Source organism: Roseovarius indicus (genome assembly GCF_008728195.1).
GTDB lineage: Bacteria > Pseudomonadota > Alphaproteobacteria > Rhodobacterales > Rhodobacteraceae > Roseovarius > Roseovarius indicus.
The window spans coordinates 1,239,587-1,254,147 of record NZ_CP031598.1; the positions used below are offsets into that span (position 1 = coordinate 1,239,587).

Here is a 14,561-nt window from a genome sequence, read left to right on the forward strand (position 1 = left end):
GACCTACGGGGATCATACCGTGCAGACTTTCATCCAACTCAGTGCAACCACTCTTCAGATCGGTGCCGTCTACGTCCTCTTCTCCTTGGGCCTGACGCTGATCTTCGGGGTGATGCGCATCGTCAACTTCGTGCATGGGCACATCTTCGCGGTTGCGGCGCTCGTCGTGGCGTATCTTCTTCCGATCCTGGTGGGGGGCGGCCTTGCTGCCCCCGCCGCCTACGTCCTGGCCTCGCTCTGCGGCATCGCCGCATCGCTCGGGCTGGGGATCATCATCTATCTTTTCGGGTTCCGCTATTTCCAGCGCGACCTTGTCGGCTCGTTCATCCTGTCGATCGGCCTCGTGCTGCTGCTCGACGGCGTGCTTTTGCACGTGTTCGGCGGGGCCGTGCGCGGCGTGCCGGAAATCTTCCCCGGCTCCGTCAATATCGCGGGCGCCCAGATCACTGTTCAGCGGCTGTTCCTCTGCGGCGTCGCCTTCCTGATGGCCGGCATTCTCTATTGGACGCTCGGCCACACCAAGCTCGGCCGGGCCCTGCGGGCTGTGGCCTATGACCACGAGGCGGCCATGATGATGGGCGTGCCCTATGCGCGCATCGCCTTCTTCGGCTTCCTGATCGCCTCGCTTCTGGCCGCCATCGCCGGCGCCCTCATCGCGCCCGTGTCCATCGTCTCTCCGGTGATCGGCACTGATTACCTGATCAAGGGCTTCATCGCCGTCATCATCGGCGGGCTGGGCAGCGTGCCCGGCGCCATCCTCGGCAGCCTCTTCGTGGCACTCGTGGAAACGCTTGGTGGGTACTATTTCGACTCCTCCTACGCGACGATTGCGATCTTCGCGCTGGTGATCGTGGTCCTGCTGTTCCGTCCGAAGGGGGTGATGGGCCGTGCTTAAGTCGACTTCCACCATTAGCTGGCTCGTCTTCGCCGGCGCGGCGCTTCTGCTCTCGCTTCTGCTGCAGGATCTCTACCTGCGCAGCGTCCTGAACCTCATCGCCATCAGCGCGCTTCTGGCCGTCAGCCTGCGGTTCGTGATGCTGATGGGCGAACTGAACTTCGCCATCGCCGCCTTCGTCGGCATCGGCGCCTACGCGGCGGGCTACATGAGCACGGCGATGGAGGTGCCCTTCTGGCTTGCCATCCTGATTGCCGGCATCGGAACAGGCATCGTCAGCGCCGGCTTCGGGGCGGTCACGCTTCGCGCCAAGGGGCCGTACTTCCTGCTGATCGGCTTCGCCTTCACCGAGGCCATCCGCGTCGCCTATTCCAAGGTTCCGGCACTTGGCGGCACCTCGGGCATGATCGGGATCTTCCCTCCGATCGCGATGGACCCGTGGATGCCGTTCTTCGTCATGGCGACGGTGATCGTGCTGCTGCTCGTCTTCTTCATCCTCGAACATTCCGATTTCGGCCGGGTGCTCTTCGCCATCCGCGAAAAGGAAGAGGTCGCGCGCAGCGTCGGTATCAACACCTTCGTCTACAAGATCGTCACCATCGCCTTCGCCTGCTTCGCGGCCGGCATCGCGGGCGGCCTGCACGCCTTCGTCAACAACGTCATCAGCCCCGGCGATTTCAGCTACCTGATGGCGGCCTTCGCGCTGGCCTACGTGAAAGTCGGTGGCGAAGATCACTTCGTCGGCCCGATCCTCGGCGCGATTTTCCTGGTCTCGCTCTCGGCCTATGCCCTGGGCTTCGGCGGAGACGAGCATTTCATCTACGGCGGTGCCATCGTGCTGGTCGTCCTGCTGCTGCCGAAAGGTGCGGTGGGCGCGGTCGCCAACATGCGGCCGAAGAAATCCGACGTGAAAGGAGGCGCCAATGCAGCCCTCGAGCAATGACGCCCTGCTTCGGGTCAGCGAGCTCAGCAAGCGCTTTGATGGGCTGCTGGCCGTCGACAACCTCGAGTTCGAAGTCCGCCCCGGCGAGATATTCGGCCTGATCGGCCCCAACGGCGCGGGCAAGAGCACCACCTTCAACCTGATCAGCGGGTTCATCCCCTGGACCACGGGCAAGGTTCAGGTCTGCGGCAAGGAAATGCGCCGTGGCAAGCCGCTGGTGGCCAGCGAGGCCGGCCTCGTTCGCACCTTCCAACACGGCAGTTATGTCGGCGGCATGAGCGTGCGCGACAACCTCCGCCTCGGCACTATCGTCCGCAACAAGAAGGCGGATCGCGATGCCGGCGTGCTCGAGGCCGCCCGCCGGCTGGGCCTGTCGGACTATCTTGACGAAACCACCAGCAACCTGCCGCACGGGCTTCAGCGCCTTGTCAGCATGGCCATCGCCATCGCCGCACAGCCGCGCCTGCTCTGCCTCGACGAGCCGCTCACCGGCCTCAACGAGACCGAGGTCACCACCGTGCTCAATGTGCTCGACGACTACCGCAAGACGGAAGGCCGGGCGATCCTGCTGGTGGAACACAACATGAAAGCCGTTATGCGCATCTGCGACCGCATCCTCGTGCTGCACCACGGCGCGCACCTCGCCACGGGCAGCCCGGAAGACATCCGCGGCAACAAGGCCGTGATCGAAGCCTACCTGGGAGAGAGCCATGCAGCCTGACGCGCCGACCCTCGATCTGTCCGGGGTGTCATCCGGCTATGGCAGCTTCCCGGTTTTGCACAATATCGACCTCAAAGTCGAAAAGGGCACCATCGTCGCGCTGATCGGTGCCAACGGCGCCGGCAAGTCGACCCTCATCAAGACCGTCAGCGGCCTCGTCCGTACCAAGGGCGGCAAGATCGTCTTCAACGGTCAGGACTGCACCAGCCACAGCCCCGACAAGATGATCCGCGCAGGCCTTGGCCTCGTCCCGGAAGGGCGCCGTCTCTTCGGCGACATGACCCTGCGCGAGAATCTCGAAATGGGCGCCTATGCCCGGTCCGACAAACACGCCATCGCCAAGGATTTCGAGCGTGTGCTGGCGCTTTTCCCAGAGCTGAGAGATCGGCTTTCAACCGTGGCGTCCTCGTTCAGCGGCGGGCAGCAACAGATGGTTGCCATCGCGCGGGCCCTCATGGGCGCACCAAAGCTCTTGCTGCTCGACGAACCGACGATCGGTCTCGCCCCCGTGGTCGTGGAGCGCGTGGCCAACCTGATCCGGGAAATCTCCGAGATGGGCGTCGACATCCTTCTGATCGAACAGAACGCCGAGGTCGCGCTGACCATCGCGGATTACGGCTATGTTCTGGAGAACGGCAAGGTGGTGATGGAAAACAAGGCCGACGTGCTCCTCGACGACCCGCAGGTTCAGACGGCCTATCTGGGCATCTGACATCGCGGTGGCGCGGGCGCGGTCTGTGCCGGGCCCGGCCACCACTTCAGGTGCTGGCCCTGGTCAGGTGGTCGATGGTCGTGCGAATATGCCGTCGCGCGATGGCCTCGGCCCTGTCACCGTCGCCGCTGCGGATCGCCTCGACAATCTCCACATGCTCTTCGATGGCCCGGGTCGCGCGGTCGCGGTTAAGCATCGAAGACGGCGTGAATACCTGCGACGTCATCCTCACGAGCGGCAATTCTCGCGACAGGAACTTGTTGCCCGCGAGGTCCAGAATGGTGGCGTGAAACTGTACGTTCAGGTTCGTGTAGTCCTGGGGCACCCAGGGGTCGACTGACCGGCGCTGCTGTTTGACAAGGTCCAGCAGTATCTCGAGCGCGGCATCATCGGCATGTTTCGACGCCTCTCTGGCGGCAAGCCCGTCGATGACTTCGCGCATCGCGTAGGCATCGAGCAATTCATCGGGGCACACGCTGACAACCCGCACGGCGCCGCCGCTGCTCTGCGTCACGAGCCCTTCCTGCTCCAGCACGCGAAAAGCTTCGCGCACGGGGGTCCGGCTTACCTTCAGCGTGGTGGATATCTGAACCTGGCGAAGGTGATCACCGGGCGAGAGCTGCCCGGAATAGATGCGCTCGCGAAGCAGATTCGCAACTTCGTGAACCAGTCGGGTTCTGCTTTCCCATTCGAACGTTCTTTCCATGCACCTTACTTTAACAGGTTTTTCGCTCAAAAAAACGGCGACCTTGACGGCGTTAATCGTTAATGTATCCTGTATCCAAAGTCAACCATCGGTGGATCAGGGAGGCGAAGTGCTCGTACAGTTTGGTGCCAAAATGATCGGGTTCATTGGCACCGTTCTGGCGTCGATGGTCTTGATCTTCATCATGCTGGAGGTCCTGCCCGGGGATCCTGCACTGGTCATGCTCGGCCCCGATGCCACGCCGGACACGCTGGCCGCCCTGCGCACGGAAATGGGGCTGGACCGGCCAGTGCTCACACGGTTCTTCGAGTGGATCCTCGACATGCTTCGCGGCGATTTCGGCATCAGCTATGCTTATGGCGTGCCGGTTTCCGAGCTGATCCTGGACCGGCTTGCCGTGACCCTTCCGCTGGCAATGATCGCGATCGTGATAACGGTCGTGCTGGCGATCGGCCTTGGCGTATTCACGGCAATCAACAACCACAGGCTGCGCGGCCAGATCATCATGGCGCTGACCCAATTCGGAATTGCCATTCCCAGCTTTTGGTTCGGCCTGCTGCTGATCCTCCTTTTCTCGATCCACTTGGCTTGGGTCCCGTCCGGCGGTTTCCCCGGGTGGGACGAGGGGGTGGGCACGGCCCTCGAATCGCTGATCCTGCCAGCCTGCGCGCTCGCGCTCGTCCAGGCGGCGATCCTGACGCGTGTCACCCGTTCGGCTCTCCTCGAGGTGCTTCACGAAGATTACATCCGCACCGCCCGCGCCAAGGGGCTGGCAAGGCAGGGCGTGCTATGGCGCCATGCCTTGCAAAATGCGCTCGTCCCCGTGGCGACGGTCATGGGCCTGCAATTCGCATCCCTCGTCGCAGGCACGATCGTCATCGAGAACGTGTTCGCCTTGCCCGGCCTCGGGCGTCTGATCTTCCTGGCAGTCGAGCAGCGGGATCTGGTCGTCATCCGTGTCATCGTCGTTCTGCTGGTCGGCATGGTCATCCTGATGAACTACCTGGTCGATATCGCCTACCTCTTCATTGACCCGCGCCTCCGGAGGCGACCCGCATGACGGTTGCGACCGGCAGACGAGCCTCGGCATTCCGCAGGCGCCTGGGGTCGGCAGGGCTCAGCCTGTGGTGCGGCGGGGCCATCACGGTGTCCCTGATCGCCGTCACGATCCTGTCGTTCGTCTGGACGCCATACTCCCCCCTGAAAATGAACATGCGCGAACGGCTGCAGGCCCCGTCGATAGAGCATCTTCTGGGAACCGATCACTTCGGCCGGGATGTCCTGTCGATGCTCATGGTCGGCGGGCAAAGCGCCCTCAAGGTCGGGATCGTCGCCGTGCTTATCGGCGTCATCCTGGGGGTCGCCCTCGGTCTGGCCGCCGCCGCAAGGGGCGGGTGGTTCGAGGCTCTGGCGATGCGGACCTCCGATCTTCTCTTCGCCTTTCCCGTCGTCCTTCTCGCCATCATGCTTGCGGCGGGGTTCGGGCCCGGCAGCGTGACCAGCATGGTCGCCATCGGTATTCACAACGTGCCGATATTTGCACGCCTGACGCGGGCAGGGGCCAAGACGATCTGGGCGCGCGAGTTCGTGATGGCTGCCAAGGTCAACGGACGTGGAAATTTCTACATTTCGATGGTTCACGTGCTTCCCAACGTGGTGAACATCCTTGTCGTGCAGGCGACGATTTCATTCGCGATTGCCATTCTGGCAGATGCGGCGCTCGGGTATCTTGGCTTGGGCACACAGCCTCCGGTTCCGACCTGGGGGCGAATGCTGAGCGATGCGCAATCCTACATGGCGCAAGGCCCCTACCTTGCCATCTTTCCCGGCCTGACCATCGCGCTGGCGGTGCTGGGGCTCAATCTGCTGGGGGATGCGCTGCGCGATCTCATCGACCCAAGATCGTCGAAGGGGCACTGAGATGGCGTTGCTCGAAGTCGATGCACTCACGGTTGCGATCCCGTCCTTCGACGGTTGGATCAGGCCGGTTGACGACATCTCGTTCGAGATCAGCCGCGGCGAGATCGTCGGCATCGTCGGCGAATCCGGCTGCGGAAAGTCGACGACGGCCCTGGCCATCATGCGGTTGCTGTCGGAAAGCGTGAAGACGACCGGCAGCATACGATTTGCGGGCGAGGACCTTCTGGCCCGGTCCGAGGCCGAGATGTGCACCCTGCGCGGCAACCGCATCGCGATGGTCTTCCAGGAACCGATGACAGCCCTGAACCCGGTGAAATCCATCGGCTACCAGGTCATGGAACCGTTGCTTCTGCATACGAAAATCTCGCCGTCCGAGGCCCGGGCCGAAGCCGCAAGGCTGCTCCATCGGGTCGGCATCGATGATCCGGAACGGCGGCTGCGGGCCTATCCGCATCAGCTTTCGGGCGGGCAAAGACAGCGCGTGGTCATTGCCATGGCGCTGGCGTGCAAGCCCGACCTGATCGTGGCGGACGAGCCGACGACCGCGCTCGATACCACCGTCCAGCGGCAAATCCTCGATCTGCTCGTCGAACTGGTCGACGAAACGGACGTGGCCTTGCTGCTCATCACCCACAATCTCGCGATCGTCTCCGAGATCGCCGATCGTGTGCTGGTCATGTATGGCGGCCGGATCGCAGAGGCCGGGCAGGCCGACAAGGTCTTCGCCAACCCGTTGCACCCCTACGCCAAGGGTCTCATGCGGGCGCTGCCGCAACCCGGCGCCGCCCAAGGCGAACGCCTGAAGCCGATCGGCGGTGTGGTGCCCCGCCTGGCCGACATGCCGCCGGGCTGCCCCTTGGCCGACCGCTGCCCCGATGTCATTCCCGAGTGCCGGAGCGCGCGTCCCGACGTCCGGACGGTTGCCGATGACCACCAGGTCGCCTGCATACGTGTGGGAGGTACGCCATGACGACGACGACCGGCAATGTTCTCTCGGTCGACAGCCTGAACGTCGACTACGCGCTGCCCCGGCGCAGTCTTTTCACCGCACCGGGGCATTTCCGGGCGGTCAGCAATGCCACGTTCTCGATCAAAAGCGGCGCCTCGCTTGCCCTGGTAGGGGAATCCGGTTCCGGAAAATCCTCTCTGGCCAAGGCGGTGATGGGCCTCGAACCGGCAAGCAGCGGCACCGTGACGCTCTTCGACCAGGACGTGGCAAGCCTGTCGTCGGAAGCCTTCCGGAAACTCCGCCAGCGCTTCCAGATGATCTTTCAGGATCCTTACGGCTCCCTTGATCCCCTGCACTCGATCGAGCGCATCATCGTCGAGCCGCTTTTGGGCGTCGACAGGAAAACCGCCCGCGACCGCGCGGCAAAGGTCCTGTCCGACGTGGGCCTGTCGGCGGACGACCTGAAGAAATACCCGCACCAGTTCTCCGGCGGACAACGCCAGCGCATCGCAATCGCCCGCTCGCTGGTCACGCGCCCCGAACTGATCGTCGCCGACGAGCCGGTTTCGGCCCTCGATGTCTCCGTGCAGGCGCAGGTTCTGAACCTGATGCAGGATCTCAGGGCCGAGTACGGCATGGCCTACCTGTTCATCAGCCATGACCTCGCCGTGGTCGAATATCTCTGCGAGGATATCGTCGTCCTGTTCCGCGGCACCATCGTCGAGTCCGGCAATACACGCGACGTGATGCGCAATCCGATGCATCCCTACACGCAAGAGCTTGTCGCGGCGATGCCCCGGATCGGGCGGCGCAAACGCGGTGTCGACGCCGAACCCACCGCACCGGTCGATCGGGGTCCCAAGGACGTCTCGGAGAGCGGCGGCTGCCCCTACAAGGCCCGCTGCCCGCTGGCGGCGCCGGTCTGCGATGGCACGCCGAAACTTCGCCCCATCGAAGGGGGCCGCCATGTCGCCTGCCATTTCGCATGACCTGCCGATCCCCGCACCACGATCCACGACAGCATGTCGCGGCGGAAGCCATTCGAACAGAAGGAACAATTGATGCCAGGTTTTGAGGGCTCCTTTCAACAGTACGACTGCGTTGCCGACACGCATCATGGCGTTTCGATGCGCGACGGGGCCGTGCTCTATGCCGATGTCTACCGTCCGGCCCTGTCCGGGCAGGCCGTCGAAGGCAAATGGCCCGTCCTGCTCGAACGCACCCCCTACAACAAGGACCGTCTCTCGTATTCGGTATCGGGCCGGTACTTCGCCAAGCGTGGGTATGTCTACGTGGTGCAGGATGTCCGTGGCCGCTGGTCTTCCGAGGGTAATTTCGCGTTCCTGCGCAACGAGGCCGACGACGGTGAAGACACGATGACCTGGCTGGCAAGCCAGCCCTGGTGCGGCGACCGGATCGGAACGGTGGGCATTTCCTACACCACCGCCACGCAGCAGGCCCTTGCGATACGCCACCCCGAGAAGCTTGCCACGCAGGTGCTCTTCGACGGCGCCTACAACTACTTCCGCCAGACGATGCGCCACGGCGGCGCCTGCGAATACGCCATCGCCTTTCAGTATTCCGTCTCCATGGCCCGCACCGGCAAACAGGCTGTCGCCAACCCCCGGATCCGCGCCCAGCTCGACGAGATGTGGAAGGACCTGCCGAAATGGCTGCGTCACCAGCCGTTGCGCCAGGGCGCCTCGCCACTCCGGCTGACACCCGACTACGAACAATGGTTCTTCGACATGCTCACCAAGTCGGATTACGAGGACTGGTGGAAAACGCCCGACCTCGCGATCGAGGAGTATATCGACGACTACCCGGACATTCCCTTGCTCTTCGAAACCTCGTGGTACGGCCACCATATCACCGCCACCCTGTGGAAATACGAACAACTCAAGAACCGCCACAAGACGCCCAAGAAGCTGATCATCGGCACATGGCTGCACGGCGGCGACATGTTCGTCCAGACCTGGGCGGGCGATGTCGATTTCGGCTCGGCAGCGGCGCTGGAAGACAACAATTCCCTGCGCCTCCGTTGGCTCGACCACCAGATGAAGGGCATGACCACCGGGCTCGATGAAGAGGCCCCGGTGCAGCTCTTCGTGATGGGCGGCGGCAGCGGCCGCAAGGATGCGATGGGCCGTCTCTCGCACGGTGGGCGCTGGCGGGACGAGCAGGAATGGCCGCTCGCCCGCACCCGGATGACGACCTTCCACCTCAATCCGGACGGCCGGCTTGCGGAACAGGCACCGCCGGAAGATGCCGCGCCCATCACCTACGACTTCGATCCCGCCAACCCGGTCCCGACCGTTGGTGGAAACTTCACCAATTACGGCACGACCGGCTTCCTCGAAGGCGGTGGGTACAACCAGAACAGCGGCACGATGTCCGGCGACCACAGCCCCGACCTGCCGCTTGCCGTCCGCCCCGACGTGATCGTCTTCCGCACCGACCCTCTCGAAGATGGCGTCGAGGTCACCGGTGTCGTGACCTGCACGCTTTTCGTCAGCTCCTCGGCGCCCGACACGGATTTCACGGTCAAGCTCATCGACGAGTACCCCCCGAACGAGGATTACCCCAACGGCTATGCCCTGAACCTCGGAGATTCCATCCTTCGGATGCGGTATCGCGACGGATACGACCGCGCCGAGCTGATGACCCCCGGCGAAGTCTACGAAGTTCAGCTGCGGCTTCAGGCCACCAGCAACTTCTTCGCCCCCGGGCACCGCATCCGGATCGATATCTCCAGCTCCAACAGCCCGCATTACGACGTGAACCCCAACACCGGCGAACCCCTCGGGCTCAACCGGTGCCAGCAGGTCGCGCGCCAGTCCCTGTACGTCGATCGGGTCAGGTCATCGCATGTCGACCTCCCGATCATTCCACCTGAAGCTTAACCAAAGGAGAAGATAGAAATGCCAAATCGGTTTCTGAAAGGCCTGATGGCCAAGCGGCGAAGCGTGCTGATCGCATGTCTTGCCGTCATGATATCTCCGTGGCAAGCGGCTCACGCTCAATCGTCGGACAGTGAAATCGTCGTTGCGCTCGCGACAGAGCCGCCGGGCCTCGACCCGACGATGCAGGCCTCTGCCTCGGTCAGCGACGTCGTCTGGTACAACATCTACGAGGGCCTCACGCGCTACGGTCCCGACGGCAGCCTCGAACCGGGCCTGGCGGAATCCTGGTCGCGCGAAGGCGAGAACGTCTACGTCTTCAAGCTGCGCCCCGATGTCGTCTTCCACGACGGCACGCCTTTCACGTCCGAAGACGTCAAGTTCAGCTTCGAACGGAACGTGGCGGAAGAGAGCACCAACAAGCGCAAGCGCGTCTTCGAGAACTTTTCGAAAATCGAAACCCCCGACCCGCTGACCGTTCGCATCACACTGGCTGAGCCGTCTTCCCTTCTGCCCTTCGCGCTTGCAGAGGCAACCGCGGCCATCTCCTCGCCGGCGACGGCGGACGACAACCGGACATCCCCGGTCGGCACGGGCCCCTACAAGTTCGTCGAATGGGTGCGCGGCGACTCGATCGAGATGGAGCGGTTCGAAGACTACAACGGCCCTATCCAGCCGACGATCGACGACGTCACATTCCGCTTCCTGTCGGATGAAAACTCGCAGATCCTCGCGGTCCGCTCCGGCCAGGTCGACTACCTTCCGAGCATCGCGGCGGTGGAAGCCGTGGAAACCATCGAAAACCAGGGCGGCTATCAGATCACCCAGGGGCAAACCCAGGGCGTGCTGTTCCTCGGCATGAACAACAAGCAGGAACCGTTCGACGACGTGAACGTGCGCCGTGCGATGTACTATGCCGTCGACCCCGAAGTGGTGAATATCGGCACCCATGCCGGCCTCGGCAAGCTGGGCGGCGCCCAGACGAACGAACTCAACCCCTACTTCGTCGATGTTCTGGGCGAACGGCAGCCCGACCCCGAGAAGGCCAGGGAACTGCTGGCCGAAGCGGGCTATCCTGACGGTTTCACCGTCAATCTCCGGGTCCTGTCGAGCCCGTCCACCCGCCGCACGGCCGAGATCCTCGTCGGTGTTCTGGCCGAATCCGGGATCACGGTGGAGCTCGAAATCCTCGAGACAGGCCAGTGGATCGACACTGTCTTCCGTCAGAAGAACTACGACATGACGATCATTTCACACCCGGAACCCTGGGCGATCCTGAACTACACCGACCCGAACTATTTCTACCAGTATGACGGGCCGGAGTTCCGCGCCCTCATGCAGGAAGCGCAGGCCGCCACCGACGAGGAGGTCATTCGCGAGAAACTCGCCGCCGCGCAGGAACAGCTCTACGAAGATGCGCCGGTGGTCTGGATGTATGCGATGCCCCAGGTCGGTGTCGTGCGTGAAGGTCTGAAGGGCACGCGGGTCGATCTGCCCGTCTCGGCCTACCCGATCGCCGAGATGTCCTGGGAAGAGTAACCGTTGACCAAAAGGTTCGGGCTGTCCTTCAGCCCGAACCTGCCACGAGCCGCGATAGCACGTTACGCGAACTCTCTCTTTACCAGGCTCGGACCATTCGAAAACGCGACCCCCGAGCAAGCCGCCTTGCCACCGCCAGAAGCGCGCGGTGGAAAGGAAAAGGGGGAACCGAACGCTGCCGATCCCCCCTTCACACAAGTCTCAAATCGCGACGTCAGCCGAAATCATGCTTTGACAGGGGCAGGCTTCGAATGCGCCGCCCGGTCAGTGCGGACACCGCGTTCACGATGGCGGGCGGCACGGCAGGCAGGCCAGGCTCGCCCACACCCCCCATCTCGGCGCCGCTTTCCACGATCTCGACATGCACGTTCGGCATCTGGTCCGGCCGCAGGAACGGGTACATGTCGAAGTTCCGTGCCGTCGGCTCGCCGTTTTCATATACGAGCTCTTCAACCAGCGCCTCGGACGTGCCCAGCGCAGCCGCGGATTGCACCTGCGCTTCGATCACGGCCGGGTTGACGATCTGCCCTGGGTCCAGTGCGATCCAGAGATCGTGAACCCGAACCTCGCCACCGTCGATCGAGACCTCGGCAATCGCGGCCGCTTCCGACCCGAACGGAGAGGCCATCGCCACGCCACGCGCGCGGCGGCTGCCATCCTCTGCCTCGAACGGTCCGCGTTTCCAGCCGCCCGAGCTTTCGACGACCCGCTCCAGCAGCGTGCGCAGGCGATCGGACCCCGTCAGCAACCTGCGCCGCATCTCGACCGGATCCTGCCCACCGGCATCGGCCAGCTCATCAAGGAAGCACTCGTACATGTAATCATGCATCGAGTGGCCGACCGCGCGCCAATAGCCGATGACAGCCGGGTTCGGCTGGAACAACTGCCCGACACGGCTGTTCGGGATCGCATAGGATTTCCCCGAAATGCCTTCCGTCGCAGAGGCGTCGCTGCCGGGTTTGGCGTTGTACCACCGTCCAGTCGGGCCTTCGCCGACAACCTCGGCCACAAGGGCCGTCGGCCCGTCCGGCTCCACTGCGCCGCGGAAACGGGCCAGTCCGAGCGGGCGCACGGCGTCGCGCAGGAAATCCTCCTCGCGGCTCCAGATCAGCTTGACCGGCCGGCCGACCGCCTTGGCAAGCTGGATCGCTTGGGGAAAGGGGTTTGATGTCTCGTAAAGGAAATGCCGCCCGAAGAACCCCCCGAGAAGCTGAGAGTTGATCCGCACATTCGCGGGCTCGATTCCGGCAGCGGTGGCCGCCGCTTCGCGGAACATCTCGGGCGCCTGGTTGGGCAGCCACAGATCCAGCGAACCATCATCGTTGAACCGGGCCGTGGCCGATGGCGGCTCAAGCTGGCCGTGGACAAGGAACGGCGCGTCGTAGACAGCCTCGATCACCGTGTCGGTATTGGCAAGCGTCGCCTCCGCATCGCCCCGCGCCTCGACCTCGACGACCTCACCCTGCGCCGCCTCGAGCATGTCGCGGAACCCGGCGGAAGAGAAGCTTTCCGGCATCGGCCATTTCGCGTCTCCCTCGGTCCATTCGACCTCCATCGCGTCGATCGCGCGGCGGGCCTGCCAGAACCGGTCGGCGACCACGGCAACCGCGCCGTTCAGCACATGCACCGAGTGCACACCGCGCATCGCCTCGATGTCCTCGCGATTGACCACCGCACCGGCGGAAAGGCCAAGCCGCGGCGCATGTTTGACCGCCGCCAGCAGCATGCCCTCGACCTCGACATCGATGCCGTATTTCGCCTGACCGGTCGATTTCTCATGAATGTCGAGCCGCGGTTCCGGGCTGCGGATCCAGCGGAACTCGGACGGATCGCGCAAGGTCACATCCGCGGGCACCGGCATGTCCATCGCGGCCGTCGCCAGCTCGCCATATCCGGCGCGGCGACCGCTCGCATTATGCAGAACAGCACCCGGCTCCGTCGTCAGCTCGGACGCGTCGACGCCCCATTCCTGCGCGGCCGCCTCGATCAGCATGGCCCGGGCCGAAGCGCCCAGTTGACGCATGATCGGATAGGACGTGCGGGTCGAGGCGCTGCCGCCGGTCAGGCGGAAGCCCCCCATGAGGCCATAGGGGTTCCCCGCCGGCGCGCTTTCCACGGTAAACTGTGATGGCGCAAGGTCGAGCTCTTCGCCCACGATCTGCGCAAGCGCGGTAAAGATGCCCTGACCGCCCTCGATGAACGGGCTGAGCAGGCGGGCCGTGCCGTCCTGTCGAAGTTCGAGAAAGGCCTGAACGTCCGGGGGCTGTGCCCCCGCCGCCTCTTGTGCCCGACCCTGGCGGGCGGGCAGCGTCGTCGTCAGGACAAGGGAGCCCGTTCCGGCAAGGAAGGCGCGGCGGGAGACGTTGAGCGGGCGGCGCGGCTGTCTTTGCATGGCTGTCATTGCTCAGGCCTCCGACGCGCTGCGCACCGCGTCGCGGATCTTGTTGTACGTCCCGCACCGGCACAGGTTCACCATGGCGCCCGCGATGTCGTCATCGCTCGGGTTCGGCGTGTCATTCAGCAGCGACGTCGCCGTCAACACCTGGCCCGACTGGCAATAGCCGCATTGCGGCACCTGGTTTTCCACCCAGGCCGCCACGACCTTCCGGCCCGTCTCGGTCTCTTCCACAGTTTCGATCGTCGTGATCTCGGCATCCAGAACGCTGTCCGCAGGGGTCACGCAGGACCGCGTGGGATAGCCGTCGACAAGCACGGTACAGGCGCCGCACTGGGCGATGCCGCACCCGTATTTCGTGCCGGTAAGGCCAAGCTCTTCGCGTATCACCCAGAGAAGGGGGGTATCGGGCTCGACGTCGACATCGTGAGTCGTACCGTTGATGTTCAGCTGCATGTGGTCTCCTGTCATCCAAGATCGTGTGGCTGGCGAGTACCGGGCGCGCGACGGCCATGCTGACAAATCGGCGCGCATTACGGTGATCGCGGACAATATCGGACCGTATGTAGACGCTGCTGACCGGCTGTCTAAGGGCCCCTGCCTTATAGCGTTGATGAAGCTGAATCATGAATGGCGGCTGCGCTTCGGGACGGCCGCGCTCCGGGCGGGCCCTTGGCGCTTGCGCTGTCGGATTTCGTCGGTTGCGACGATCCCGGGAAAGATGTCCGGCCTTATGTAGCCGGGTAACGACCGCCGCGTCGGCGCGGCCATCGGGCCAGACCGCCGAGCGGCTGGATAAATGCGCCCGTGCGGTTGCTTGTTTCCGGCGAGCAGGGCTACATGGCGGGCGCCGGGCCCGGCCCTGATGCCGGCCCCACGTT

The 14,561-nt window shown here is 64.0% G+C and carries 13 protein-coding genes; 10 read left to right on the plus strand and 3 right to left on the minus strand.

The annotated features are described in order from the left end of the window. The first annotated feature begins 19 nt into the window (after positions 1–19). Genes RIdsm_RS05825 through RIdsm_RS05840 form a run of 4 tightly spaced genes read left to right on the plus strand, consistent with a single transcriptional unit; the run spans position 20 to position 3,271 of the window. Positions 20–895, plus strand: a complete 876-nt coding sequence (locus tag RIdsm_RS05825; RefSeq protein ID WP_057814407.1) for a branched-chain amino acid ABC transporter permease — start codon at positions 20–22, stop codon at positions 893–895. Next, a complete protein-coding gene (locus tag RIdsm_RS05830; protein ID WP_201455559.1) occupies positions 888–1,838 on the plus strand; it encodes a branched-chain amino acid ABC transporter permease in 951 nt (316 codons plus the stop codon). Before RIdsm_RS05825 ends, RIdsm_RS05830 begins: the two co-directional genes overlap by 8 nt. After that, a complete protein-coding gene (locus RIdsm_RS05835) occupies positions 1,819–2,559 on the plus strand; it encodes an ABC transporter ATP-binding protein (RefSeq protein ID WP_057814409.1) in 741 nt (246 codons plus the stop codon). The genes RIdsm_RS05830 and RIdsm_RS05835 overlap by 20 nt, the downstream gene beginning before the upstream one ends. Beyond that, positions 2,549–3,271, plus strand: coding sequence for an ABC transporter ATP-binding protein (locus RIdsm_RS05840; protein WP_057814411.1), 723 nt, complete (start codon positions 2,549–2,551; stop codon positions 3,269–3,271). Before RIdsm_RS05835 ends, RIdsm_RS05840 begins: the two co-directional genes overlap by 11 nt. 46 nt (positions 3,272–3,317) lie before the next feature. Here the strand turns inward: RIdsm_RS05840 and RIdsm_RS05845 are convergent, their stop codons facing one another. Next, positions 3,318–3,977, minus strand: a complete 660-nt coding sequence (locus RIdsm_RS05845; protein WP_057814413.1) for a GntR family transcriptional regulator — start codon at positions 3,975–3,977, stop codon at positions 3,318–3,320. Between RIdsm_RS05845 and RIdsm_RS05850 the strand changes: the two genes are divergently transcribed. The 6 genes from RIdsm_RS05850 (at position 3,976) to RIdsm_RS05875 (ending at position 11,285) form a co-directional block, all read left to right on the plus strand. Next, positions 3,976–5,037 carry an ABC transporter permease gene (locus tag RIdsm_RS05850; RefSeq protein WP_338049629.1) on the plus strand — a complete coding sequence of 354 codons (1,062 nt, stop codon included), beginning with the start codon at positions 3,976–3,978 and terminating at the stop codon, positions 5,035–5,037. The genes RIdsm_RS05845 and RIdsm_RS05850 overlap by 2 nt on opposite strands. Beyond that, entirely contained in the window at positions 5,034–5,897 is an 864-nt protein-coding gene (locus tag RIdsm_RS05855; protein ID WP_082647300.1) for an ABC transporter permease, read from the plus strand. Before RIdsm_RS05850 ends, RIdsm_RS05855 begins: the two co-directional genes overlap by 4 nt. Position 5,898: 1 nt before the next feature. Further along, positions 5,899–6,867 (plus strand): ABC transporter ATP-binding protein, encoded by a 969-nt coding sequence (locus RIdsm_RS05860; RefSeq protein WP_057814417.1) that lies wholly within the window; start codon positions 5,899–5,901, stop codon positions 6,865–6,867. Then, on the plus strand, positions 6,864–7,835 hold the full coding sequence (locus RIdsm_RS05865; RefSeq protein WP_057814419.1) for an ABC transporter ATP-binding protein: 972 nt from the start codon (positions 6,864–6,866) through the stop codon (positions 7,833–7,835). The genes RIdsm_RS05860 and RIdsm_RS05865 overlap by 4 nt, the downstream gene beginning before the upstream one ends. A 72-nt stretch (positions 7,836–7,907) precedes the next feature. After that, entirely contained in the window at positions 7,908–9,749 is a 1,842-nt protein-coding gene (locus RIdsm_RS05870) for a CocE/NonD family hydrolase (protein WP_160325818.1), read from the plus strand. A gap of 18 nt (positions 9,750–9,767) precedes the next feature. Beyond that, positions 9,768–11,285, plus strand: coding sequence for an ABC transporter substrate-binding protein (locus RIdsm_RS05875; RefSeq protein WP_057814423.1), 1,518 nt, complete (start codon positions 9,768–9,770; stop codon positions 11,283–11,285). Between the two features lie 214 nt (positions 11,286–11,499). Here the strand turns inward: RIdsm_RS05875 and RIdsm_RS05880 are convergent, their stop codons facing one another. Both RIdsm_RS05880 and RIdsm_RS05885 read right to left on the minus strand, forming a co-directional pair. Further along, the gene (locus RIdsm_RS05880; protein ID WP_057814425.1) at positions 11,500–13,686 is read right to left on the minus strand and encodes a xanthine dehydrogenase family protein molybdopterin-binding subunit; all 2,187 of its coding nucleotides are present in this window, start codon (positions 13,684–13,686) and stop codon (positions 11,500–11,502) included. A gap of 3 nt (positions 13,687–13,689) precedes the next feature. Further along, the gene (locus tag RIdsm_RS05885; protein ID WP_057814427.1) at positions 13,690–14,136 is read right to left on the minus strand and encodes a (2Fe-2S)-binding protein; all 447 of its coding nucleotides are present in this window, start codon (positions 14,134–14,136) and stop codon (positions 13,690–13,692) included. Between the last annotated feature and the right edge of the window lie 425 nt (positions 14,137–14,561).